Consider the following 22,046-nt stretch of genomic DNA (forward strand, 5'->3'; position numbering starts at 1 on the left):
CTCATGTGGGCAATCGTCCTGACGGGACCCCGGCGTACGGAGGTCGTCGACTCCTGGGCGGAGCCGGAGCCCGGTCGCCACGACGTGGTCGTCGCGATGAGCGCGGTCGGGCTGTGCGGGTCGGACCTCGGCGTCCACGACGGCACCCGTCCCACGCCCGCCCTGCCCTGGGTGCCGGGCCATGAGGGCGGCGGACGGATCGTCGCCGTCGGCTCGGCCGTGCGCGACCGCCATGTCGGGCAGCACGTCGTGGTGGAGCCCAACTACTGCTGCTTCTCCTGCTCACCGTGCGTGCGCGGCATGACGTCCGGCTGCGAGAACAGGGTGAGCCCCGGCATCACGGTGCCGGGGCTGCTGGCCGAGCGGGTCGCCGTCCCCGCGCGGTTCGCCTGGCCGCTGCCGGACCCGGTCGGCTCCGAGGTGCTGGCCTGCGTCGAACCGTTTGCGGTCGCGCGGTCGGCGGTCCGGCGGGCCGGGGTGGTCCCCGGTACCGACTGCCTGGTCGTCGGCGCCGGATCGCAGGGCCTCCTCACCTGCCTGTCCCTCCTTGAGGCCGGGGCCCGCGTGTTCGTCACCGACCCCCGCGCCGACCGGGTCGCGGTCGCCGAGCGGCTCGGGGCCGAGCCCGTCGCGTCGGGGCCGGACGCCGCGGACGGGCGCTCCTTCCCGTTCGTCTTCGACACCGCCGGGGTCCCCGCCGCCTGGGAGACGTCGGCGCACCGGGTCGCGACCGGCGGAACCGTCATGGTGATCGGCATGAGCAACGAACCGGTGGGGCTGTCGACCATGGAGCTGACGCGGCGGCAGCTCCAGGTGCGCGGCTCCCTCATCTACGACCACCCGGACGACTTCGCCGCGACGGTCGCGACGGCCGCGGGCGCGGCACCGCGGCTCGCCGGGCTGCTGCGGCCGGGCGTCCCGCCGTGGGAGGCCGAGCGCGCCTTCGCCGAGGCCCGGACGGCCCCCGGCAAGTCCTGGATCGACCTGTCCGGATGGGGGGAGGACGACCGATGACCTCTGCCACCGCGTCGCCCCCGGGACGCCGGCCCGGCCGCGTCCTGAGGGCGCTGTCCCTCGCCGAGGCGGTCACGGGCGCCCTCCTCCTCGCGGTGATCGGCTCGCTGATGCTGCTGCAGGCCGCGCAGCGCTACCTGCCCGGCGGCGGCTGGGTCTGGACCGGTGAGCTCGCGCGGTTCTCCTTCGTCTGGCTCACCTTCGCCATGGCCGGCTACCTCGCGGCACGCGACGGCCACATCACCCTCAAGCTCATCGACATCGTGGCCGGGCCCCGGCTGCTGCGCCTCATCGGCGCCGCCGCCAACATCACGGTCGCGATCGTCTGCCTCAACCTCCTCTACGAGGCGTGGGCCCTGGTCATGGACGACGACGGGCAGACCTCGCCCTCGCTCGGCATGCCGATGCGCCTCTTCTACGTGATCCCGATCGCCGGACTCGCGCTCACCACCGTCCGCTCGGTCGTCGCCGTCTTCCACCCGGAACCCGAGGCGGACGGGGACGAGACAGACGAGACGGATGGGACGGGCGAGGACGGCCCCGCCGGCCCCGACGACCGAGAGGAGCGGCAGCCGAAATGACCATGGCGCTGCTCGGCGCGGCCATCGCCGTGCTCCTGCTGCTGCGCGTCCCCGTGGCGTTCGCGCTGCTCGGCCCCTGCCTCACCTACGTCTCGTTCGAGGGCTACTCGGCGGGCCTGAGCATCCGGCAGGCCACCGAGGCGGTCAACAGCTTCCCGCTGCTGGCCGTCCCGCTGTTCATCCTCCTCGGCGTCGTCGCCAACCACGCCGGCATCGGCGACCGGCTGTTCGGGTTCGCGCTCGCCTGCCTCGGCCGGATCAGGGGCAGCCTCGGCTACGTCAACATCGGGGTGAGCCTCGGGTTCTCCTGGATGAGCGGTTCGGCGCTCGCCGACTCCGCCGGCCTCGGCAAGATCGAAATCCCCCACATGGTCCGGAACGGGTACTCGCGGCGGTTCGCCGTCGGCCTCAGCGCCTCGTCCAGCCTGCTCGGACCGGTCATGCCGCCCAGCATTCCGGCGGTGGTCTACGCGGGCATCGCCGGCGTCTCGACGGGAGCGCTGTTCGCGGCCTCGGTCGCCCCGGCGTTCCTCATGGCGGCGGGACTGGCCGCCATGGTCGCCTTCCTGGTCCGCCGCCGGGACGACCTGCGCGGCGACCCCTTCTCCTGGGAGCGGTGGCGCCGGGCGGCGGTGCGCGTCCTGGGGCCGGTCGGCGCCCCGGTGATCATTCTCGGGGGCATCCTCGGCGGATGGTTCACCCCCACGGAGGCCGCGGCGGTGGGGTCGGCGTACGTGATCGTCCTCGGTGCCGTCTACCGCCGCATCGCCTGGCGGGACATGTTCACCATCGCCAAGGAGACCGTCGCCACCACGGCGTCGATCACCCTGATCATCGGGGCGTCCGGGCTGCTCGCCTGGATCCTCGCCCGCGAGCGGGTCCCCCAGAAGATCTCCGAGACGATGCTCGGCCTCACCGACAACGCCGTCGTCTTCCTGCTGCTGGTCAATCTGCTGATGATCCTGCTGGGCGCCATCCTGGAGGGCATCTCGGTCCTGGTGATCACCGTCCCGATCCTGCTGCCGATCGCCGCCGAGTTCGGCGTCGACCCCATGCACTTCGGCGTGATCATCATCATGAACCTGATGATCGGGCTGCTCACGCCGCCGATCGGCGCGGTCCTGTACGTCATGAGCCCCGTCGCGCGGATGCCGGTGCACGAGGTCTTCCGCGGCACCCTTCCGTTCCTGCTCCCGCTCCTGGTCGTCCTGATGCTGGTGACCTTCGTCCCCTCGATCGTCACCTTCCTGCCCAAGTTGCTCGGCCTGTAGCGACTCGACCCCCACCCCCTGTGAGGAGCAAGGCACATGCCGAAAACCCCCCACAAAGCACTGCTGGCCCTGACCACGGCGGCCGTCCTGGCGACGGGCTGCGCCGCGATGAACAGCGGAGACGACGGAGGAGACGTCAAGCTGTCCTTCGCCAACAGCTACACCGACAACCACCCGCACACCCGCTGCGGGATCAAGGCCGTCGCCGACACGGTCAACGGCCGGGACCTCGGCGTGACGGTCGAGACCTTCCCCAACAGCCAGCTCGGCAACGACGACACGCGCTTCACCTCCGTCAGGTCCGGCGACCTCGACATGGACGTGCAGGGATCGTCCGCGCTGGCCGGGGCCTACGCGCCCATCGGCGTCCTGGACATGGCCTACGTGTTCGACGGGCCGGACCACCTGTTCGCCTTCTTCGACGGGCAGCAGGGCACCGAGCTGAAGGACGAGTTCGGCAAGGCGACCGGCACCCGCGTCCTGGGCGTCTGGTACTTCGGGATGCGGCACTTCTCCGCCAACAAGGCGATCCGCAAGCCCGACGACCTCAAGGGCCTGCGGATGCGGTTCCCCGACTCCAAGATCTACCTGGAGAACGCCAAGGCCGTCGGCGCCACGCCCACCGCGGTCGCGTTCGAGGAGCTGTACCTCAGCCTCCAGCGCAAGACGATCGACGGGCAGGAGAACCCGATCCCGACGATCGCGGAGAAGAGCCTCGAAGAGGTCCAGAGCCACGTCAGCCTCACCGGTCACCAGACCGGTTCCCAGCTCATCGTCATCAACGAGGAGACCTGGAAGAAGCTCTCGTCCGAGCAGCAGCAGGCACTCCAGAAGGCCGTCAAGGACACCCGGGCCGCCAACCGGAAGTGCATCGAGCAGGACGAGGCGAAGATCGTCGCCGAGTGGAAGAGCAAGGGCGAGCCGACGATCGTCGACGACGTCGACACCAAGGCGTTCTCCGACAAGGCCAGGAAGTACTTCACCGAGAACCTCGAAGGCGAGCAGGCGGAACTGTTCACGTCGATCCGCTCCACCGCTTCCTGACCCGCCCGCGCCCGGCTCGCCGAGGCCCGCCCGTGCGGCGCCCGGCGAGCCGGGCATGGACGTGAGACCGGCCGCCCCGGGAATGGGAGGGAACGCCATGCGACGCTCGATCGCGACCGTGTGCCTGTCAGGCACGCTGGAGGACAAGCTGGTCGCGGCCGCCGCCGCCGGATTCGACGGCGTCGAGATCTTCGAGAACGACCTGCTCGCGTGCCCGCTCGGCCCCGAGGAGATCGCCGAACGCTGCGCGGGGCTCGGGCTGGCCGTCGACCTCTACCAGCCGTTCCGCGATTTCGAGGCCGTCCCGGAGGAGCTGCACCGGCGCAACCTGCGCCGGGCCGGGCACAAGTTCGCGCTTGCGCGGCGGCTGGGCGCCGGCGCCGTCCTGGTGTGCTCGTCGGTCGCGCCCGAGGCCGTCGACGACGACGCCTTGGCCGCCCGGCAACTGCGCGACCTCGCCGACCTCGCCGCCGACCACGGTCTCCGTGTCGCCTACGAGGCGCTGGCCTGGGGAAAGTTCGTCCGGACGTGGGAGCGTTCGGCGGACCTCGTCCTGCGGGCCGACCACCCCGCGCTGGGCCTGTGCCTCGACAGTTTCCATGTGCTGTCACTCGGCGGCGACATCGCGGGCATCACGGAGTTCCCCGCCGAGAAGCTCTTCTTCCTCCAACTCGCCGACGCCCCGCATCTGCGCATGGACGTCCTCCAGTGGAGCCGCCACCACCGGCTCTTCCCCGGACAGGGCGCCTTCGACCTCGTCGGCTTCACCTCGAAGGTGCTCGCGGCCGGGTACCCGGGCCCGCTGTCGCTGGAGGTCTTCAACGACGTCTTCCGGCAGGCGCCCCCCGACCGCGCGGCCGTCGACGCGATGCGCTCCCTGACCGTCCTGGAGGAGGGGCTCGTCCGCGCCGCCTCCGGGACGGCGGCCCACCGGGCCCCGCCGCCCGCACCCGCCCCGGAGGGCTTCGCCTTCGTGGAACTGGCGGTCGACGCCGAGTCCGGCACCGAGGTGGCCCGGACGCTGGCCGCCACCGGGTTCGCCCATGTCGGGCAGCACCGGTCGAAACCCGTGCAGCTCTGGCAGCGGGGGGACGCCCGCGTCCTGCTCAACGCCACCGGCGCGCCCCGGGCCGCCATCGGCGCGTTCGCCGTCGAGACCGGCGACCCCGAGCGCGCGGCGCGGCGCGCCACCGCGCTGCTGGCCCCCGTCCTGCCGAGGACCCGCGGCGCGGCCGAGGCCGACCTGACCTCGGTGGCCGCCCCGGACGGCACGGCCGTCTTCTTCTGCCGGACCGGCGCCGCGGACGGCTGGCTCGGCGACTTCATCCTCTCCGGCGCACCGGGCCCGGACCGGACGGGCGTCACCGCGATCGACCACCTCGCCCTGTCGCAGCCCTTCGACGCCTTCGACGAGGCGACGCTGTTCTACCGCTCCCTGTTCGGCCTCGCGCCCGAGCACGACGCCGAGCTCGCCGCGCCGTTCGGGCTCGTCCGCAGCCGGGCCGTCTCCGACCCCGGCCGCAGGCTGCGCCTCCTGCTCGACGGCACCGTGCTCCGCCGCGGCGCGTGGGCCCCGGCCGTCCCCGACCCCCAGCACGTGGCGTTCTCGACGGACGACATCTTCCGCACCGCACGGGCCCTCCGGGATCGCGGCGCGCCGGTCCTGGAGGTCCCCGCCAACTACTACGACGACCTGGACGCCCGGCTCGCCCCCGACCCCGGCCTGCTCGCCGCCCTACGCGAGCACAACGTCTTCTACGACCGGGACGGCGACGCCGAGTACTTCCACCTCTGCACCGAGATCCTGGGGTCGCGGGTCTTCTTCGAGATCGTCCAGCGGTCGTCCGGCTACACCGGCTACGGCACCGCCAACGCCCCCGTCCGCATGGCCGCCCACCGCGCCGCCCACTCCAAGAACCGCCTCGACCGGTCCGAACGAAGATGAGAGCCTTTTCATCCCGCTTTCATCTCAGGCCGGGGCGCTCTTCCGGGAGCGCTCCAGGAACCAGTGCCCGCGGACGTTCTCCGCGGCGGTGTGGAACGGGTGCTTCTGGTCGGTCATCTGCCGATACAGGAACTCGGTGGCCGTGCAGTCGAAGCGGCTGCCCTCGTCGAGGCTGTCCACGGCGTAGACGGGCCACCGGTCGGGGTCGGAGCCCTCGGTGATCCAGAAGTAGTTCTGCTCGTGCTCGTTGTTCGACCAGGGGATCAGCCCGCCCGGGGCCGGGAACGGCGGATGATCGCCGCCGAACGCCAGGTCGTCGCCGGCGTGGTACTCGGTGTGCCAGATGAGTTCCTCGGGGTGGAAGACATTGAAGAACCCGTTGAAATCGCCGTCGCAGCCGAACGTCTCGACGAGCCGCCTGTAGTCGTCCGGCAGGGGTGTGCCGAGCCGCGTCTCGACCGCGCCCCAGTCGGGCGCGGGGACGGGCGACGACGGCCCGCCCGTGACCGCGACCAGCCGCTCCACCCACGTCAGCTCCGCGGGCGGCTCGACCGGCTCCGGGATGGTCCGCCTCGCGACGGCGACGACCAGGCGGTCCTCCGCGTCCTGCCCGACCGCCACCGCCCGCATGCCGTGTGCCCAGGCGTGGTCCCAGTCGTGCCCGTCCGGGAGGTCCATCGGCGGCTCGCCCCTCCAGTACACACCGGGGTACCACCTGCCGAATTCGGCGCCGATGCCGTCGTCGGAGACAAGCACGCACGTGTGCCCGTCCCCGTGTCCCGGCTGCGCGCATGTCAGGTCACCGGCCTTCGCCTCCATGAGGCGGTGCACGGTCGCTGTCAGTTCCTCGCGGTCCATGGGAAGTCACTCAAGCACCCGAGAGGGGCATCACGGGGCCGATCATGGCAAAGGGGTCGGCCGCAGATGCGCGACGACGCGACCGGACTCGGGTTCCCGCCCGAAGACGACGATGCGGGCGAGGACGGCGACGGCCAGCAGGCACGCCCCCATCTCCATGCCCTCCTCAAGGCTCGTGCCGAGCGCGTAGACCGCGTCGGCCCCCTGCCTGTTCATCCATCCGTTGACGGCCTCCACACCGAGCGCGCCCGAGATGTAGACGGCCAGTGCCGAGAGCAGGCCGACGCGCTGGTCGCGCGGCAGGCCGCGGGCCCACAGCACGGCCGCCACCACGCCGCACAGGGCCATCACCGCACCCGGCAGCACCCACGCGAACGTCGGCAGGGACATGCCGACGCCGTTCGCCCACTGCTTGCCGAGCCCGGCGAGGCGCTCGTGGACCTGCACGGTCTCGTCGATGCTCAGCCAGGCCGCGGCGGCGGCGAGCGAGAGCCACGACAGGCGTCCCGGCCTGGCGCCGGGGCCGGTGAGCAGCGCGGCGAGGACCGCCATGCCCGCCACCGAGAGCAACAGCGTGCTGTTCCACCAGGTGGCGAGGTTGCCCTCGGACCCGATGTTGAACAGCCGCCTGAGGGCGGGGATCGGCTCGACGTACTCGTGGTAGGCCCGGAGGGCGAAATCCACGGCGAGCAGCAACGCGGTCGCGCCGACGGCGACCAGCAGCGGACGCCGCAGGGGGGACGGCGGCCGGGGCGCGGCGGCCGGTGCCGCCGCGTTGCCGGAGCCGGTCGGCAGGGTGGCGTTTCCAAAGATCATGGCGCGAAGTTAGGGACGGCAGATGAGAAACTGGGTCGGCAGCTCGCCGCCAAGGAGGACGGATGTCGGCAGACCCGCCCAGACCACCCGCGCAGCGCGCGTCTGACGCTGACCGCGATCGGGTCATCGAACTGCTGCGCGCCGCCGTCGCCGACGGCCGCCTCGACCCGGTCGAGTTCGACGAGCGGCTGGACGCGGCCCTGGCCGCCCGCACCATCGAGGCGCTGACCCCCCTCGTCGCCGACCTGATCGCGGCGCCGGGCGGCGGCGCACTCGCACCCCCGTCCGCCGGGACACTGGCCGAGCCGGCCCCCGAACGGCTCACCATCAAAGAACGCCACGGCCCGGTGCGCCGCGAAGGCCGGTGGACGCTGCCCCACCGGCTGGCGCTGCGCACCGCGTGGTGCGAGGTGATGCTGGACCTGACCAACGCCGTGCGCAGCGCACCCGAGCTGGTCATCGACCTGCGGGTGAACGGCGGCAACGTGGAACTGGTCCTCGCGCCGGACATGGTGGTGGACGCCAACGACCTGTCGGTACGGCACGGCTCCCTGGAGATCACCAGCGACGCGGGCGACGGCACACCGGCGACGCTGCACGTCCGCCTGGTGGGCCGGATGCGGCACGGACGGGTTGCCACCCGCTGGCAGGCACCGCGCTAAGGGATCAGGACACCGGGGTTCAGGATCCCGGCCGGGTCGAGGGCGGTCTTCGCTGCGGTCAGCGCGGCGGCGAACGGGTCGGGCCGCTGCCGGTCGTACCAGGGGCGGTGATCGCGGCCGACCGCGTGATGATGGGTGATCGTGCCGCCGTTCGCCGCGATCGCCTCGGACACGGCGGCCTTGATCTCGTCCCACTGCGCGACGGTGCTGCCCCAGCGGCCGGACGCGTAGACGCCGAAGTACGGCGCGGGCCCGTCCGGGTAGACGTGGGTGAACCGGCAGGTCACCACACCGTCCGCCGCGACCTCCTGCATCGCCCTCCGCGCCGCCTCGGTGACGGCGCCGTGCAGCTCCTCGAACCGGTCCCAGGTGCACGCGGTCTCGAAGGTCTCGGCGATCATCGCGTGCCTGGCCAGCGCGTCCCGCTGGTAGGGCATCCGCAGGAACGACGACCGCCAGGTGTCGCCCGTGCCCGCCCCACCGGACTCGTCCCGGACCTCGCCGCCGTGGTCCCGGCACAGCTCCAACGCCCGGTCCAGCGACGCCTGCACAGGATGATCGGCGGACTCGAACGCGAGCAGCAGCACACCGCCCTCGACGGCGACCCCGGTGTTGATCAGCGCCTCGGCGGCGTCCAACAGCCGGCAGTTCGCCGGATACAACCCGCTCTGCGCGACCGCCCGGGTCGCCGCCACCGCCGCGCCGTAGTCGGCGAACCGCACCGACGCCTTGGCCCGCCATCGCGGACGCTCCTGCACCCGCATCCACGCCTCGGTGATGATCCCCAGGGCGCCCTCACTACCGAGAAAGAGCCGGTCGGGGGACGGCCCGGCGCCGGAGTCCGGCAGCCGCCGTGACTCGCTCACCCCACTCGGCGTGACGACGCGCATCGACTCGACCATGTCGTCGATGTGGGTGTAGAGCGTCGCGTAGTGCCCACCGGACCGGGTGGCGAGCCAGCCGCCGAGCGTGGAGAACTCGAACGACTGCGGGAAGTGCCGCAGCGTCAGCCCGTGCGGCCGGAGCTGCTCCTCCAGATGAGGCCCGAACACCCCGCCCTGGATGCGAGCGGCCCGGCTGACCGGGTCGATCTCCACCACCCGGTCCAGCCGCTCAAGATCGACGGTGACCACCGGGCGGTCGTCGAACCGCGGCTCGACGCCCCCGACCACCGAACTGCCACCGCCATAGGGGATCACGGCGATCCCGTCCCGCCCGCACCAGTCGAGCAGGTCGACAAGGTCACGCTCGTCGCGAGGCCGGGCAACGAGATCCGGCACATGCCGCAGATTCCCATGCAGGTTGCGCACCACGTCCCGGAAGGCCTTCCCATGCGCGTGCGCAGCACGATCCCCCGGCTCATCGGAACACAACCCGGCAAGCGCCTCCGGCGCCCGAACCCGGGAGGCGGCCAGGCCGAGCGCGTCGACGTCCGGCGCCTCATGCCCGACCAGCTCCCCGGACGTCAGCGCCCGCACCCGCGAGAGCAGGGCATCCAGCTCCTTCCCCCGCACCGCGTCCTCGACATTGCCCCAACCCCACCACGACCGCCCCATCACCGCTCCTCACCGCGCTTCCAGGATGAGGGCAGCCTGCCATGCCGACCGGGTGAGCGCCGTCCCGGAGGTCCTCGACCCGGCCGCTGTGGAGGATGGCCTTATGGCCGCCTGTCCTGTGGGCGAGGGGGCTGGGGCGCGGGAAGTGGGAGGGCCAGCCCGGTCTTGACGGTGTCGAAGACGACCAGGGTCTCGTAACGCTTGATGTTGTCGTCCGCCTTGAACAGGCGATCGCCGAGACGGCCGCACTCCCGCGTGCTCCGCGCGGCCAAGACGACCACGTAGTCCCACGGGCCCGCGACCCGGTAGCACTGCTGGACCTGCGGGCTCGCGAGCAGCCGTTCGGCGAAGGCGTCGTGATGCTCGAACGACTCCTGGTTCAGGGTCACCAGGACCACGGCCAGGACGGTGGGACCGAAGCGGTGCGGGTCGAGCACGGCGACCTGCCTGGCGATGAGGCCGTCCCTGCGATAGCGGGCGATCCGCCGCTGGACGGCGCTCAGAGAGAGCCCGACCTGTTCGCCGAGGTCGTGCAGGGTACGTCCGGCGTCGTGTTGGAGCAGGTCCAGCAACAGGGCGTCGATTTCGTCCAGCTGCGGTGGCGGTGATTCGGGCACGCAAGATTATTGCGTTGCGGCACAAGAATTCTCAATCGCTTCGATCGGGAGTTCGATTAGCCTCGGCCAGGCCTGGAAGCACCCGAGCAAAGGCGGCGCGCATGGATCTGGACGTTGCGACGGAGCCGCGACTTGGAGGAGGGGAGCAGGTCATGGCGGTTTCAGTGCTTGACATGTCGATGTCGCTCGACGGGTATATCGCGGGCCCGGACGACAAGCCCGGCAACCCCGGGGGTGACGGCTTCGCCCGGCTGCACGAATGGGGCCTCACGCCGGAGGGCGAATTCCACCGGTCCGGTCAGGCCGGTGAGGTGCTCGGCGAAATGGCGGCGGCCGGCGCGGTCCTGGCGGGACGGCGCACCGCGGAGCAGGTCGATCACTGGGGTGGTGATCACCACGGTCAGGGGATCCCGGTCTTCGTGGCCAGCCATCGGCCGCCCGCCCCGTCCGTGGCGGACCATCCGCTGGTGACCTACGTGACCGAAGGGATCGAGAGCGCGATGGCACAGGCCAAGGCCGCCGGAGACCGGCACGTGCACGTGATCGGCGCCTACACGGCGCAGCGGGCGATCGAGGCCGGGCTGCTGGACGAGGTGCGGATCCATCTGGTCCCGGTGCTGTTCGGCCGTGGCCGGCGGCTGTTCGACGTGCTGCCGTCGCGCGTGGAGCTGGACATCGTCCGGGTGATCGACACACCGGAGGCCACCCACATCCGCTACCGCATCCGCCGCTGAACCGGTCGGTGACGCTGGGATGGTGGACGCAGTGAAGCGCATCGGCATCATCGGAGTCGGCGAGATCGGCCGGGCCATCGTGACGGGCCTGTGCGACGGGGCCCGCACGTCGCCGGAGGTGTTCCTCTCCCCTCGGGGGGCGGGCACGGTCGCGAACCTGGCCAAGCGCTTCGAGGGCGTGCGGGTGTGCGCCCGCAATCAGGAGGTGATCGACCGTTCCGAGGTGGTGGTCATCGCCGTGCGCCGCGAGGACCGGCACGACGCACTCGCCGGCTTGAGGGTGGACCCCGGCAAGCCAGTCGTCAACGTGATGGCGGGCGTCGGCATCGATGACCTGCGCCGGACACTGGCCACCGACGCCCCGCTGGTACGGGCCATCCCCCTGCCTGCCGTACGCGAACGCCGCTCGATCACGGTCACCTACCCGTCGCACCCTGCGGTGAACTCCCTTTTCGAGCGCTTGGGCGGGGTGCTCCCGGTCGAGGACGAGGCGGCCTTCAACGTTCTCTCCGCGCTGACGGGAACGCTGACCACGCACTACGCGTATCTCGCCACGCTCACCTCGTGGGCCGTCGGCCACGGCATCGATTCCGGCGACGCTGGCGACTACGTCCGCAGCCTCTTCCTGGGAGTCGGCCGCGCCCTGACCGACGAGACCCGCTCCCTGCACCGGCTCGCCGCCGACCACGAGACCCCGAAGGGAAGCAACGAACGCATCCGCACCACATGGTTCACTCCGGCCAACGCCGAAGCCCTCACCAAGGCCCTCGATGAACTCCTCACCGACCTTGAGAACCCGTCCGTGTGAGGGCGCTGGTGAGACGCCCTGGCATGCGTGCTGGGCCCGGTGTCGATTCCGTCCAAGACGGCGCCGCGTCCCCGTTCTAGTGTGAGCCTGGTAGCTCGCCCGAACATGAGGAGAAGGCACTATGCGTGAGTTGGTCTACACCGGTTTCATGTCGCTCGACGGTGTTGTGGACTCCCCCGGCGGCGGGCCGGAGGAGGAGCACCGCAGCGGCGGCTGGGTGTTCAAGGACCTCGAGTTCGTCCCGGAAGCCTGGTCGCTGAAGGCCGAGGAGCTCGCCGACACGACGGCGCTGATGTTCGGACGCCGCAGCTACGAGGCGTTCGCCGCGGTCTGGCCCGGCTCGGAGGACCACGCCGACTACAAGGAACTGCCCAAGTACGTGGTGTCGACCACGTTGGCCGACGACGCCCTTGTCGACGGGTGGGGGCCGACGACGATCCTGCGCTCGACCGAGGACGTCGCCGCGCTCAAGGAGGGCGAGGGCGGCGCGATCTTCATCCACGGGAGCGCGGAGCTGGCCCGGCGGCTGTCGGACGCGGGCCTGATCGACCGGTACAACCTGCTCGTCTTCCCCGTACTGCTCGGTGCCGGGAAGAGCCTGTTCGGGCGGGCCGACCGCGACAAGCACATGCTGAAGCTCCGGGAGTCGGAGAGCTACCCGAACGGGATCCTGAAGCTGGTCTACGGCGTCGAGCGCTGATCGAGGTCGAGGCCGATCGCGCCGCCGGCGCCCTTGCGCAGTTGCCCGACGGTCCGTCCGACGTAGGAGCGCAGCCCGGGCCAGGTGCGGTTCGTCGAAGTAGTCGAGCTTGGCGACGACGGTGGCGGCCGGATCACCGGCCGCCAGCAGCCCCGCCGCCGTGCGGGCCCGCTCGATCTGCCGGATGGCGCCCCGTGTCAGCCCGGTCGCGGCGCGGAACCGGCGTTCGACCGTGCGCCCCGAGACGTCCGGGCGGTGACCCCGCAGCACCTCGGCGACGAGCGGGTCACCGACCACGATGCCGGCCTGGACGAGACGCCCGACCAGGGCCTCGGCGTCGTCGGGGCCGGGCGTCTCCCACCGCGCGCCGTCCAGCCGGAACGTCCGGCGCGTGGTGTCGGGAAGCTCGACGCCCGCGTCGACCAGCGCCGATGTGGGCACGGCCCGCAACGAGGTCCCCACCGCGAACTCGATACCCGTGAAGTTCGCGCCCTCCGGCACCGGCGCCATGCCGGTGCGGGTCTCGGGACCAGTGATGCTCGTGTACGCCCGGCCGTCCTGCTCCCAGAACACCAGCCCCCAGCGCACCCCCGCCACGGACGTCATCTCCGTGACCTGCTCGCTCGTGCAGGTCCAGACGGTGTCGATCCACGGCGAGTCGGACTCGCGTGACCCGAAGCGCATTTCCACGGACGCAGAATACGCCGCGTCGCCTGATCAAGGACGCGGCGGCGCGTCGTGGGTGCGTGAACGTGCCGGGTGGACGGACTACGCGGGGAAGGGGCCGGCTCGGCCCAGGAGGGCCTGGACCGGGTTGGTCAGGCGGTCGGATAGCCAGGCTGCGGTTTCGGTGACCGTGCTCAGGTCGATGCCGGTGTCCATGCCTGTGCGGTCGAGCATGTAGTGGAGGTCTTCGGTGGCGATGTTGCCTGTCGCGGCGGGGGCGAAGGGGCAGCCGCCGAAACCGCCGGTGCTGGCGTCCAGGGCGCTCACGCCGTGGTCCAGGGCGGCCATCGCGTTGGCGTAGCCGGTGTTGCGGGTGTTGTGGAAGTGGCAGCGCAGGGGGATGTCCGGAGCGATCCCCCTGGCGCCCTCCAGGAGGGTGCGGACCTGGGCGGGGACGCCCACGCCGATCGTGTCGGCGATGCAGATCTCGTCCGGTGGCCCGTTCTCGATGATCCGGCGGATGATGTCGAGGACCTTGTCGGCGGGGACCTCGCCCTCGAACGGGCAGCCGAACGCGGCGGCGAGGGTGACCGTGCGGTAGAGCCCGGCCTCGTGGGCCTTCTCGGCGATGAGGCCCCAGTTGGCGATGCCCCTCTCGACCGTGCAGCCCTGGTTGCGCAGGCTGAACTCGTCGGTCGACACGACCACGACGTTGATCTCGTCGACGCTGGTCGCGACGGCGCGGCCGAGGCCCTGCGGGTTGAGGACCAGGCCCGCGTAGCTGACGCCGTCGACACGGGGGAGGGCCTCCATCACCGCCTCGGCGTCGGCCATCTGGGGGACCCGCTTGGGGTTGACGAAGCTGACGGCCTCGATCCGGCGGAGCCCGGCGGCGATGCTGCGCTCGATGAGGCGCACCTTGTCGGCGGTCGGGAGGATCGCGGACTCGTTCTGCAGCCCGTCGCGGGGTCCCACCTCGATCACTTCGACGTCCGGCATCTGGCTCCCCTTGTATGCAATCCGTGGGCGATATGACGAATTTACTCAGGTCACCGCTTGTGTCAAGCGACCTTCATTGCTTATGTTGCATGCAATCGACCCGGGGGAGGTTCGGATGGTCCGTGCCGTGGACCGTGTGTACACGCGGTTGCGCGCCGACATCCTGGACGGCGTCCACCCGCCCGGGGCGCGCATCGGCGAGGCCGAACTGGCCGAGGCCACCGGCTCCAGCCGGACGCCGGTCCGGGAGGCGCTGCGCAAGCTGGAGGTCGAGGGGCTCGTGGAGATCCTGCCCCACCGCGGCGCGCGGGTCCCGGGCTGGACGCCCGACGACCTGGAGGAGATCTACGACCTGCGGATGCTGCTGGAGGCCGCCGCCGCCCGGCGGGCCGCCGACCGGATCGAGCCCAAGGACATCGACCGGATGGCGGAGCTGTGCGACCTCATCGAGGAGGCCGCCGAGCCGGGCGACGCGCAGGACCTCGACCAGGTCGCCGAGCTGAACGCCGAGTTCCACGGGATCGTCCGCGCCGCGGCCGCCAGCGCCCGGCTGGTGTCCATGCTCAACACCGTCACGCAGCTTCCGCTGGTGATGCGGACCTTCCACCGCTACTCGCCGGACGACCTCGGCCGCAGCTTCGCCCACCACCGCGAGCTGGTCACCGCCCTCCGCGCGGGGGACGGCACCTGGGCCGAGTCCGTGACGCGGGCCCATGTGCTCGCCGCGAAGGCGGTGCTGCTGCGCGCCGCCCGCACCGAACCGGCGCTCCCCGAACACGACTGACACACGAAACGAGGACCCGCCAGATGTCCACGCAAGACGGCGCCGCACAGGACGCCCGAGGCCCGCTCTCCGACCTGCGCGTCGTGGAGATGGGCCAGCTGCTCGCCGGCCCGTTCTGCGGGCAGCTCCTCGGCGACTTCGGCGCCGAGGTGATCAAGCTCGAATCGCCGGGCGCCGGTGACCCGATGCGCCAGTGGGGACGGGAGAAGCCGCACGGAAAGTCGCTGTGGTGGCCGGTCGTCGCCCGCAACAAGAAGTCGGTGACCTGCAACCTGCGCACCCCGGAGGGCCAGGACCTCGCCCGCCGGATCATCGCCGAGGCCGACATCGTCGTGGAGAACTTCCGCCCCGGGACGCTGGAGCGCTGGGGCCTGGACTTCGAGAGCCTCCGCGAGGCCAACCCCGGGCTGGTGCTGGTGCGGGTTTCCGGTTTCGGGCAGAGCGGGCCCTATGCTCCGCGCGCCGGGTACGGCTCGATCGGTGAGGCGATGGGCGGCATCCGGTACGTGACCGGCGATCCGGGCAACGCGCCGTCCCGCGCCGGGATCTCGCTCGGCGACTCGCTCGCCGCGGTGTTCGCCACGATCGGCACGCTCGTGGCGGTGCACAACCGCACCCGGACGGGACGCGGCCAGGTGGTCGACTCGGCCATCTACGAGGCGGTGCTGGCGATGATGGAGTCGCTGCTGCCCGAGTGGTCCGTGGCGGGCTACCAGCGTGAACGCACCGGTTCGGTCCTGCCGAACGTGTCGCCCAGCAACGTCTACCCGACCGCGTCCGGCGAGATGATCCTCATCGCCGCGAACCAGGACACCGTCTTCGCCCGGCTCGCCAAGACGATGGGCCGCCCGGAGCTGAGCGACGACGAGCGCTACGCCGGGCACGCCGCCCGCGGCGCGAACATGGACGAGCTGGACGAGATCATCTCCGCGTGGTCGGCCGGGATCGAGACCGCCGACCTGCTGGAGATCCTCCACGAGAACGGCGTCCCGGCGGGCCGCATCTACACGGCCAAGGACATGTTCGACGACCCGCACTTCGCCGCCCGCGACGCGATCGTGCGGCTCGCCCACCCCGACTTCGGCGAGCTGCCGATGCACAACGCGTTCCCCAAGCTCAGCGAGACGCCCGGCGCCGTCCGGCACCCCGGCCCGGGGCTCGGCGAGCACAACCAGGAGGTCTACGGCGGCCTCCTGGACCTGAAGCGGGACGAGATCGGCGCGCTGTCGGAGCGCGGAGTCATCTGACACCTTCACCACCATCGGGAGGCCCCTATGGGATATCGCCTAGGCGTTGATGTGGGCGGCACGTTCACCGACGTGCTGCTCGTGGACGAGGAGACCGGCGTCAGCCATCGGGCGAAGACGGCCTCCACCCCCGCCGACCAGTCCGAGGGCGTCCTCAACGGCATCCGCAAGGTGTGCCGGGACGCCGGGATCGACCTGACCGAGGTGGCGCACGTCCTGCACGGCACCACGGTCGCGACGAACGCGATCCTCCAGGGCAGGGGCGCGCGGGTCGGCCTCGTGACGACCGAGGGGTTCCGGCAGGTCCTCCAGATCGCCCGGTCGTACGTGCCGGGCGGCCTGGCCGGCTGGATCATCTGGCCGAAACCGGAGCCGCTCGCCCGCCTGGAGCACACCGTCGAGGTGCCCGGCCGCATCGGCGCCGACGGCGGGGTCGTCGCCCCGCTGGACGAGGACCGCGTCCGCGCCGAGCTGCGCAGGCTGGCCGGCGCCGGGATCGAGGCGCTGACCGTCGCGCTGATCAACTCGTACGCGAGCGACGCGCACGAGCGGCGGGTCGCCGAGCTGGCCGCCGAGGTGCTGCCCGGGATCCCGGTGTCGCTGTCCAGCCACGTCCTGCCGGAGATGCGCGAGTACGAGCGCACCGTCACCACCGTGGCCAACAGCTACGTGCAGCCCGAGGTGTCCCGGTACGTGAGCAACCTCGACCGGTCGCTGACCGGCAGCGGGATCACCGCGCCGCTGTCGGTGCTGCGCAGCGACGGCGGGCTCACCCAGGCCGCCAAGGCCGCCGAGGACCCGGTGGCGCTGCTGCTGTCGGGCCCCGCCGGCGGCGTGACCGGGGCGGTGTGGTTCGCCGAGCAGGCCGGCCACCGCGACTTCCTCACCTTCGACATGGGCGGGACGTCCACCGACGTCGCGCTCGTCCTCGGCGGGAAGCCGCGGATCGGGCGGGAGACGAGCGTCGGGGACCTGACCGTCCGGGCGACGAGCGTGGACGTCCGCACGGTCGGCGCGGGCGGCGGCTCGATCGCGCACGTGCCGGAGCTGACCAAGGCTCTGCGCGTCGGGCCGCAGTCGGCGGGCGCCGACCCGGGCCCGGCCGCCTACGGGGCGGGCGGCACCGAGCCGACCGTCACCGACGCCAACGTCGTCCTCGGCCACCTGCCGCAGGACCTCGCGGGCGGGGAGATCTCGCTGGACGTCGAGGCCGCCCGCAAGGCCGTGCGCGGCGTCGCCGACGCGATGGGGCTGCCGAGCGTGGAGGCCGCGGCGGCGGGGATCGTCGACATCGTCAACGAGAACATGCTCGGCGCGCTGCGGCTGATCAGCGTCCAGCAGGGCTTCGACCCCCGCGACTTCGCGCTCGTGTCGTTCGGCGGCGCCGGTCCGCTGCACGCCAACGCGCTCGGCCGGCTGACCGGCTCCTGGCCGGTGATCGTCCCGCCCTCGCCCGGCGTGCTCTGCGCCTACGGGGACGCGACGACCTGCGCCCGCGACGAGGCCGCCCGGACGATGGTGCGCCGGTTCTCCACCCTCGACGACGCCGAGCTGCGCACCGCGCTCCACGAACTCGCCGACTCCGCCGCCGCCCGGCTGGAGGCGGAGGGCGTGCCGCGCGACACGCAGACCCAGAGCTACCAGGTCGACCTCCGGTACCACGGGCAGGGCTTCGAGATCCCCGTCGAGATGGACCGCGAGGCCGTCGACGGCGACCTGCTGGCGGAGCTGGGCGCCGCGTTCGACGCCGAGCACAAGCGGCTGTTCTCCTTCCTGCTCGACAACGAGCGCGAGGTGATCAACCTGCGGGTCACCGTCAGCGGCCCCCGCCCCCAGGTCGCCTGGCGCACGCTGCCCGAGGGGACCGGCGACCCGTCCGCGGCGCTGGTCCGCGAGACCGAGGTGTGGATGGACGGCGCGACCACGCCCGCCCGCATCTTCGACCGTTCCAAACTGCTCGCCGGGGACGTGGTGACCGGACCGGCCATCGTGGTCGAGATGGACTCCACCACGCTCGTGCTGCCGGGGCACGCCGCGAGCGTGCACCCCAGCGGCAGCCTGGTGATCCGTCCGACCGAGGAGCGCTGATGGCCGAGATCCTGCAGACCAACACCGAGCCGATCGGCCGGGTGGACATCGACCCCGTCACCCTGGACATCATCGAGAACGCGCTGCGCAACGCGCGGTACGAGATGGACGAGGTGCTCTTCCGCACCGCGCTGTCCCCGGGCATCCGCGAGCAGCACGACGAGTTCCCGCTGATCGCGAACCCGGACGGCAAGATGGTCGTCGGCCAGTTCGGCCTCTCCGTCCCCGACTTCCTGGAGAACTTCGACGGGACGATCGGCGAGGGCGACATCCTGATGACGTCCGACCCGTACGCGTGCGGCGCGGCGATCAGCCACGCCAACGACTGGCTGCTGGTCGTGCCGATCTTCCACGAGGGCCGGCTCGTCGGCTGGGCCTCGATGTTCGGCCACATGTCGGACGTCGGCGGCAAGACGCCCAGCTCGATGCCCGCCGACGCCCGCACGATCTACGAGGAGGGCGTGATCGTCCCGCCCTTCAAGCTGTACGAGGGCGGCGTGCTCAACGAGGCGGCGCTGAGCATCATCCTCAACCAGGTCCGCATGCCCGACTGGAACCGCGCCGACCTGAACGGGCTGACCGCCGCCTGCACCACCGCCGCCCGCCGGGTGACCGAGCTGTGCGACAGGTTCGGCGCCGAGACGTACCTGTCCGCGCTGGACGACCTGCTCGACCGCAACTACAAGGCCATGAAGGTCCTGCTGGCCACGCTGTTCGAGGACGGCCAGACGCTGGAGTTCGCCGACTACATCTGCGACGACGGCTGCGGCTACGGCCCCTACGAGCTGAAGATCTCGCTGACCCGGCACGGAGAGAAGATCCACCTGGACTTCTCGCACGCCGCGCCGCAGGCCGTGGGACCGGTCAACTACTTCATCAACGAGAACCTCGTCCGGATGTTCTTCGGGATCTACGTGATCACCGTCGCCGACCCGCAGATCCTCTGGAACGACGGCTTCTATCCGCTGATCGACGTGACGATCCCCGAGGACTCGTTCTGGAAGCCGCGCCACCCCGCGGCGCTGAACGCCCGCAACCACGGCATCGGCCGGGTGTTCGACCTGTTCGGCGGGCTGCTCGGGCAGACCAACCCGGAGATCCTGAACGCCGCCGGGTTCTCGTCCTCGCCGCACTTCATGTACTCGGGGCACTACACCTCGGGCCCGCGCGAGGGCGAGTGGTTCCAGCTGTACTCGATCGGGTTCGGCGGCGTCCCGGGACGCCCGGTCGGGGACGGCCCGGACGGGCACTCGCTGTGGCCGTCGTTCGTCAACATCCCCTGCGAGTACCTGGAGTCGTACTACCCGCTGCGCATCGAGCGGTGGGAGACGATCGCCGACTCCGGCGGCGCGGGCCTGCACCGCGGCGGCAACGGCGTGGACGTGGCGTACTGCTTCGAGGAGCCGGGCACGATCGCGATCCACGACGACCGCTGGCTCACCTATCCGTGGGGCGTGAACGGCGGGCGTCCGGGGGAGCGGGGCCGCAAGTGGATCGACCGGGCCGACGGGACCCGCGAGGTGCTGCCCAGCAAGATCCATGACGTGGTCGTCGCCCCCGGCGACGTGCTGCACTTCGTCACGTGGGGCGGCGGCGGATGGGGCGACCCGCTGGCCCGTCCCGCCGATCAGGTCGCGCTGGAGGTGCGGCGCGGGCTGGTGACCGCCGAGGGCGCCCGCGACTACGGCGTCGTCTGCACCGCCGAAGGCGAGCTCGACGAGGGGGCCACCGAGTCGCTGCGGGCGACGATGACCGCCGAACGGCCCGAGATCCCCGTGTTCGACATGGGCCCGCCGCTGGAGGAGATCCTCGCCCGCTGCGAGGAGGAGACCGGCCTGCCCGCGCCGAGCCCGCCGGTCGACGTCCGCTCCGCCGCCGCTCTCGGGGGCCGCCGATGAGCGGGGCGAAGGATCTCGCGGAGGACTACCGCGGCTCCGGCTTCGGCGCGAGCCTCGGCTGCGGCGACTCGCCCGCCGTGCTGGTCGTCGACCTGGCCCGCGCCTACCTGGTGGACGGCTCGCCGCTGCGCGCCCCGGTCGAGGGCGCGGTCGCCGCGTCCGTCGACCTGATCGAGGCGGCGCGGGCGGCCGGCCTGCCGGTGCTGTTCACCCGGGTCGTCCTGCAGCCCGGGGGCGCCGACGGGGGCCTGTTCGCCCGCAAGGTGCCCGCGCTGCACGTGTTCGAGGAGGGCAGTCCCCTCGGCGACTTCGCCGAGGGGGCCGTGCCCGAGCCGGGGGAGACCGTGGTCACCAAGCAGTACGCCAGTTCGTTCCACGGGACGTCGCTGGCGGCCACGCTGACCTCGTCCGGCATCGACACCCTGCTGATCTGCGGTCTCACGACCAGCGGGTGCATCAGGGCGACCGCGACCGACGCCCTCCAGAACGGGTTCCGCCCGCTGGTGGTGGACGAGGCGTGCGGTGACCGCGACCGCCGCCTGCACGAGGCCAACCTGCTCGACCTGGGGGCCAAGTACGCCGACGTCCTCTCCCTCGACCAGGCCCTCACCACGATCAAGACGGCGACCTCGGAGTCCTGACGACGAGGAGGAGGCGGCCGTCCCGTAGCGGGGCGGCCGCCTCTTCGCGTTTCGATCGCCGGCTGGGGGAAATCCACGAGAGCGCACCCGCCTCCACGCGACCGACTGGGAAGGGTATGTCCACACCACGAGCCGCACGCTGGGTCGTTCCGGTCGTCCTGGCCCTGGTCTGGCTGGGCATCGGCGGCACGCTCGGCCCGTACGCGGGGAAGCTCGGTGAGGTCGCCACCAACGAGCAGTCCTCGTTCCTGCCGAGCAGCGCCGAATCGACGCGGGTGCTTGAGCAGCAGAACGCGTTCCAGCAGGGGAACACGATCCCGGCCATCGTCGTGTGGGAGGCCCGCGACGGCCGCATCTCACCGGACCAGCGGGAGGCGGCGGGCCGCGCGCTGGCCTCGCTCCAGGGCGACCCGTTCATCTCGGGTCCCCCCTCCCCGGTCATTCCGTCGCAGGACGGGGCGGCGCTGAGCGGTGTCGTGCAGGTCGGTTCCGAGGCCGGCGAGGAAAGCCCCGAAATCGTGGACCGCATCCGCGAGACGGCGGAGCAGGTGCCGGGGGCCAGCGCTCATGTGGGCGGGCCCGCCGCCACCCAGGCGGACTTCTCCGACGCCTTCGCCGGCATCGACACCATGCTCGTCCTCGTCGCCCTCAGCGTCGTGCTGGTGATCCTGCTGCTGGTCTACCGCAGCGTGCTCCTCCCCCTGCTGATCATCCTCGGCGCGGTGTTCGCCCTGGGGTTCGCCAGCGCGATCGCCTACCACCTGGCCAGGAACGACCTGGTGACGGTGGACGGCCAGGTGCAGGGCATCCTGTCGATCCTGGTGATCGGCGCCACCACCGACTACGCGCTGCTGCTGTCGGCCCGGTTCCGGGAGGAACTCGCCCTCGGGACCGACCGGCTGGCGGCCGTGCAGACCGCGTGGCGGCGGTCCGCCGGCGCCATCGTCGCCAGCGGCGGAACCGTGGCCCTCGGCCTGCTCGCCCTGCTCCTCAGCGACCTGTCCAACAACCGGGCCCTCGGACCGGTCGGAGCCCTCGGCATCGCCTGCGCGCTGCTGAGCGCGCTCACCTACCTGCCCGCGGTGCTGGCCCTGTTCGGCCGCGCGGCGTACTGGCC

Annotated in this window: 21 protein-coding genes; 16 read left to right on the forward strand and 5 right to left on the reverse strand. The window is 71.8% G+C overall.

The features are described from left to right. The first annotated feature begins 3 nt into the window (after positions 1-3). From E1281_RS06085 to E1281_RS06105, 5 genes are all read left to right on the forward strand, one after another. A complete protein-coding gene (locus E1281_RS06085; protein WP_131876152.1) occupies positions 4-1,014 on the forward strand; it encodes an alcohol dehydrogenase catalytic domain-containing protein in 1,011 nt (336 codons plus the stop codon). Continuing rightward, positions 1,011-1,595 (forward strand): TRAP transporter small permease, encoded by a 585-nt coding sequence (locus tag E1281_RS06090; RefSeq protein WP_243716645.1) that lies wholly within the window; start codon positions 1,011-1,013, stop codon positions 1,593-1,595. The genes E1281_RS06085 and E1281_RS06090 overlap by 4 nt, the downstream gene beginning before the upstream one ends. Next, on the forward strand, positions 1,592-2,866 hold the full coding sequence (locus E1281_RS06095; RefSeq protein ID WP_131876154.1) for a TRAP transporter large permease: 1,275 nt from the start codon (positions 1,592-1,594) through the stop codon (positions 2,864-2,866). Before E1281_RS06090 ends, E1281_RS06095 begins: the two co-directional genes overlap by 4 nt. A gap of 36 nt (positions 2,867-2,902) precedes the next feature. Further along, positions 2,903-3,910: a DctP family TRAP transporter solute-binding subunit gene (locus E1281_RS06100; RefSeq protein WP_131876155.1), complete on the forward strand. Its 1,008-nt coding sequence runs from the start codon at positions 2,903-2,905 to the stop codon at positions 3,908-3,910. 97 nt (positions 3,911-4,007) lie between these two features. Continuing rightward, positions 4,008-5,855 (forward strand): sugar phosphate isomerase/epimerase and 4-hydroxyphenylpyruvate domain-containing protein, encoded by a 1,848-nt coding sequence (locus E1281_RS06105; protein WP_131876156.1) that lies wholly within the window; start codon positions 4,008-4,010, stop codon positions 5,853-5,855. Positions 5,856-5,879: 24 nt separating this feature from the next. Here E1281_RS06105 and E1281_RS06110 read toward each other — a convergent pair whose 3' ends face one another. Both E1281_RS06110 and E1281_RS06115 read right to left on the reverse strand, forming a co-directional pair. Then, positions 5,880-6,713 carry an SMI1/KNR4 family protein gene (locus tag E1281_RS06110; RefSeq protein WP_131876157.1) on the reverse strand — a complete coding sequence of 278 codons (834 nt, stop codon included), beginning with the start codon at positions 6,711-6,713 and terminating at the stop codon, positions 5,880-5,882. A gap of 42 nt (positions 6,714-6,755) precedes the next feature. Continuing rightward, positions 6,756-7,529 (reverse strand): hypothetical protein, encoded by a 774-nt coding sequence (locus E1281_RS06115; protein WP_207943125.1) that lies wholly within the window; start codon positions 7,527-7,529, stop codon positions 6,756-6,758. A 62-nt stretch (positions 7,530-7,591) separates the two neighbouring features. On the opposite strand from E1281_RS06115, the gene E1281_RS06120 reads away from it, so the two are divergent. Further along, positions 7,592-8,191 carry a DUF1707 domain-containing protein gene (locus tag E1281_RS06120; protein WP_131876158.1) on the forward strand — a complete coding sequence of 200 codons (600 nt, stop codon included), beginning with the start codon at positions 7,592-7,594 and terminating at the stop codon, positions 8,189-8,191. Here E1281_RS06120 and E1281_RS06125 read toward each other — a convergent pair. Together E1281_RS06125 and E1281_RS06130 are read right to left on the reverse strand one after the other, a co-directional pair. Next, positions 8,188-9,747, reverse strand: coding sequence for an FAD-binding oxidoreductase (locus E1281_RS06125; protein WP_131876159.1), 1,560 nt, complete (start codon positions 9,745-9,747; stop codon positions 8,188-8,190). The two genes, E1281_RS06120 and E1281_RS06125, sit on opposite strands and share 4 nt — an antisense overlap. A gap of 101 nt (positions 9,748-9,848) precedes the next feature. Next, on the reverse strand, positions 9,849-10,364 hold the full coding sequence (locus tag E1281_RS06130) for an Lrp/AsnC family transcriptional regulator (protein ID WP_131876160.1): 516 nt from the start codon (positions 10,362-10,364) through the stop codon (positions 9,849-9,851). 152 nt (positions 10,365-10,516) lie between these two features. On the opposite strand from E1281_RS06130, the gene E1281_RS06135 reads away from it, so the two are divergent. The 4 genes from E1281_RS06135 to E1281_RS41085 all read left to right on the forward strand — a co-directional run bounded on the left by E1281_RS06135 (position 10,517) and on the right by E1281_RS41085 (position 12,865). Further along, positions 10,517-11,098 (forward strand): dihydrofolate reductase family protein, encoded by a 582-nt coding sequence (locus E1281_RS06135; protein ID WP_131876161.1) that lies wholly within the window; start codon positions 10,517-10,519, stop codon positions 11,096-11,098. Between the two features lie 19 nt (positions 11,099-11,117). Beyond that, entirely contained in the window at positions 11,118-11,906 is a 789-nt protein-coding gene (locus E1281_RS06140) for an NAD(P)-binding domain-containing protein (protein ID WP_131876162.1), read from the forward strand. Positions 11,907-12,027: 121 nt separating this feature from the next. Next, positions 12,028-12,606 carry a dihydrofolate reductase family protein gene (locus E1281_RS06145; protein ID WP_131876163.1) on the forward strand — a complete coding sequence of 193 codons (579 nt, stop codon included), beginning with the start codon at positions 12,028-12,030 and terminating at the stop codon, positions 12,604-12,606. Between the two features lie 109 nt (positions 12,607-12,715). Further along, on the forward strand, positions 12,716-12,865 hold the full coding sequence (locus E1281_RS41085) for a hypothetical protein (protein ID WP_207943126.1): 150 nt from the start codon (positions 12,716-12,718) through the stop codon (positions 12,863-12,865). Positions 12,866-13,374: 509 nt separating this feature from the next. Here E1281_RS41085 and E1281_RS06155 read toward each other — a convergent pair. Then, positions 13,375-14,271 carry a hydroxymethylglutaryl-CoA lyase gene (locus tag E1281_RS06155; RefSeq protein ID WP_131876164.1) on the reverse strand — a complete coding sequence of 299 codons (897 nt, stop codon included), beginning with the start codon at positions 14,269-14,271 and terminating at the stop codon, positions 13,375-13,377. 127 nt (positions 14,272-14,398) lie between these two features. Here E1281_RS06155 and E1281_RS06160 point away from each other — a divergent pair, with 127 nt between their 5' ends. The 6 genes from E1281_RS06160 to E1281_RS06185 all read left to right on the forward strand — a co-directional run. Further along, on the forward strand, positions 14,399-15,055 hold the full coding sequence (locus tag E1281_RS06160) for a GntR family transcriptional regulator (protein WP_207943127.1): 657 nt from the start codon (positions 14,399-14,401) through the stop codon (positions 15,053-15,055). Between the two features lie 23 nt (positions 15,056-15,078). Then, positions 15,079-16,302, forward strand: a complete 1,224-nt coding sequence (locus E1281_RS06165; protein WP_131876166.1) for a CoA transferase — start codon at positions 15,079-15,081, stop codon at positions 16,300-16,302. 27 nt (positions 16,303-16,329) lie between these two features. Beyond that, positions 16,330-18,390 (forward strand): hydantoinase/oxoprolinase family protein, encoded by a 2,061-nt coding sequence (locus E1281_RS06170; RefSeq protein WP_131876167.1) that lies wholly within the window; start codon positions 16,330-16,332, stop codon positions 18,388-18,390. Then, the gene (locus tag E1281_RS06175) at positions 18,390-20,288 is read left to right on the forward strand and encodes a hydantoinase B/oxoprolinase family protein (RefSeq protein WP_131876168.1); all 1,899 of its coding nucleotides are present in this window, start codon (positions 18,390-18,392) and stop codon (positions 20,286-20,288) included. The genes E1281_RS06170 and E1281_RS06175 overlap by 1 nt, the downstream gene beginning before the upstream one ends. Further along, positions 20,285-20,929, forward strand: coding sequence for an isochorismatase family protein (locus E1281_RS06180; RefSeq protein WP_131876169.1), 645 nt, complete (start codon positions 20,285-20,287; stop codon positions 20,927-20,929). Before E1281_RS06175 ends, E1281_RS06180 begins: the two co-directional genes overlap by 4 nt. 116 nt (positions 20,930-21,045) lie before the next feature. Beyond that, positions 21,046-22,046: MMPL family transporter (locus E1281_RS06185; protein ID WP_165958805.1), on the forward strand; the 1,001-nt coding region annotated here is incomplete at its 3' end.

Source organism: Actinomadura sp. KC345 (genome assembly GCF_004348515.1).
Classification (GTDB): Bacteria; Actinomycetota; Actinomycetes; order Streptosporangiales; family Streptosporangiaceae; genus Spirillospora.

What these genes read in the sequence shown, in the direction of transcription:
- E1281_RS06100 (WP_131876155.1), top strand. Translation starts at nt 2,903, where the DNA reads ATGCCGAAAACCCCCCACAAAGCACTGCTGGCCCTGACCACGGCGGCC.
- E1281_RS06095 (WP_131876154.1), top strand. Translation starts at nt 1,592, where the DNA reads ATGACCATGGCGCTGCTCGGCGCGGCCATCGCCGTGCTCCTGCTGCTG.
- E1281_RS06090 (WP_243716645.1), top strand. Translation starts at nt 1,011, where the DNA reads ATGACCTCTGCCACCGCGTCGCCCCCGGGACGCCGGCCCGGCCGCGTC.
- E1281_RS06180 (WP_131876169.1), top strand. Translation starts at nt 20,285, where the DNA reads ATGAGCGGGGCGAAGGATCTCGCGGAGGACTACCGCGGCTCCGGCTTC.
- E1281_RS06145 (WP_131876163.1), top strand. Translation starts at nt 12,028, where the DNA reads ATGCGTGAGTTGGTCTACACCGGTTTCATGTCGCTCGACGGTGTTGTG.
- E1281_RS06110 (WP_131876157.1), bottom strand. Translation starts at nt 6,713, where the DNA reads ATGGACCGCGAGGAACTGACAGCGACCGTGCACCGCCTCATGGAGGCG.
- E1281_RS06085 (WP_131876152.1), top strand. Translation starts at nt 4, where the DNA reads ATGTGGGCAATCGTCCTGACGGGACCCCGGCGTACGGAGGTCGTCGAC.
- E1281_RS06155 (WP_131876164.1), bottom strand. Translation starts at nt 14,271, where the DNA reads ATGCCGGACGTCGAAGTGATCGAGGTGGGACCCCGCGACGGGCTGCAG.
- E1281_RS06125 (WP_131876159.1), bottom strand. Translation starts at nt 9,747, where the DNA reads ATGGGGCGGTCGTGGTGGGGTTGGGGCAATGTCGAGGACGCGGTGCGG.
- E1281_RS06135 (WP_131876161.1), top strand. Translation starts at nt 10,517, where the DNA reads ATGGCGGTTTCAGTGCTTGACATGTCGATGTCGCTCGACGGGTATATC.
- E1281_RS06140 (WP_131876162.1), top strand. Translation starts at nt 11,118, where the DNA reads ATGGTGGACGCAGTGAAGCGCATCGGCATCATCGGAGTCGGCGAGATC.
- E1281_RS06165 (WP_131876166.1), top strand. Translation starts at nt 15,079, where the DNA reads ATGTCCACGCAAGACGGCGCCGCACAGGACGCCCGAGGCCCGCTCTCC.
- E1281_RS06175 (WP_131876168.1), top strand. Translation starts at nt 18,390, where the DNA reads ATGGCCGAGATCCTGCAGACCAACACCGAGCCGATCGGCCGGGTGGAC.
- E1281_RS06170 (WP_131876167.1), top strand. Translation starts at nt 16,330, where the DNA reads ATGGGATATCGCCTAGGCGTTGATGTGGGCGGCACGTTCACCGACGTG.
- E1281_RS06120 (WP_131876158.1), top strand. Translation starts at nt 7,592, where the DNA reads ATGTCGGCAGACCCGCCCAGACCACCCGCGCAGCGCGCGTCTGACGCT.
- E1281_RS06105 (WP_131876156.1), top strand. Translation starts at nt 4,008, where the DNA reads ATGCGACGCTCGATCGCGACCGTGTGCCTGTCAGGCACGCTGGAGGAC.
- E1281_RS06115 (WP_207943125.1), bottom strand. Translation starts at nt 7,529, where the DNA reads ATGATCTTTGGAAACGCCACCCTGCCGACCGGCTCCGGCAACGCGGCG.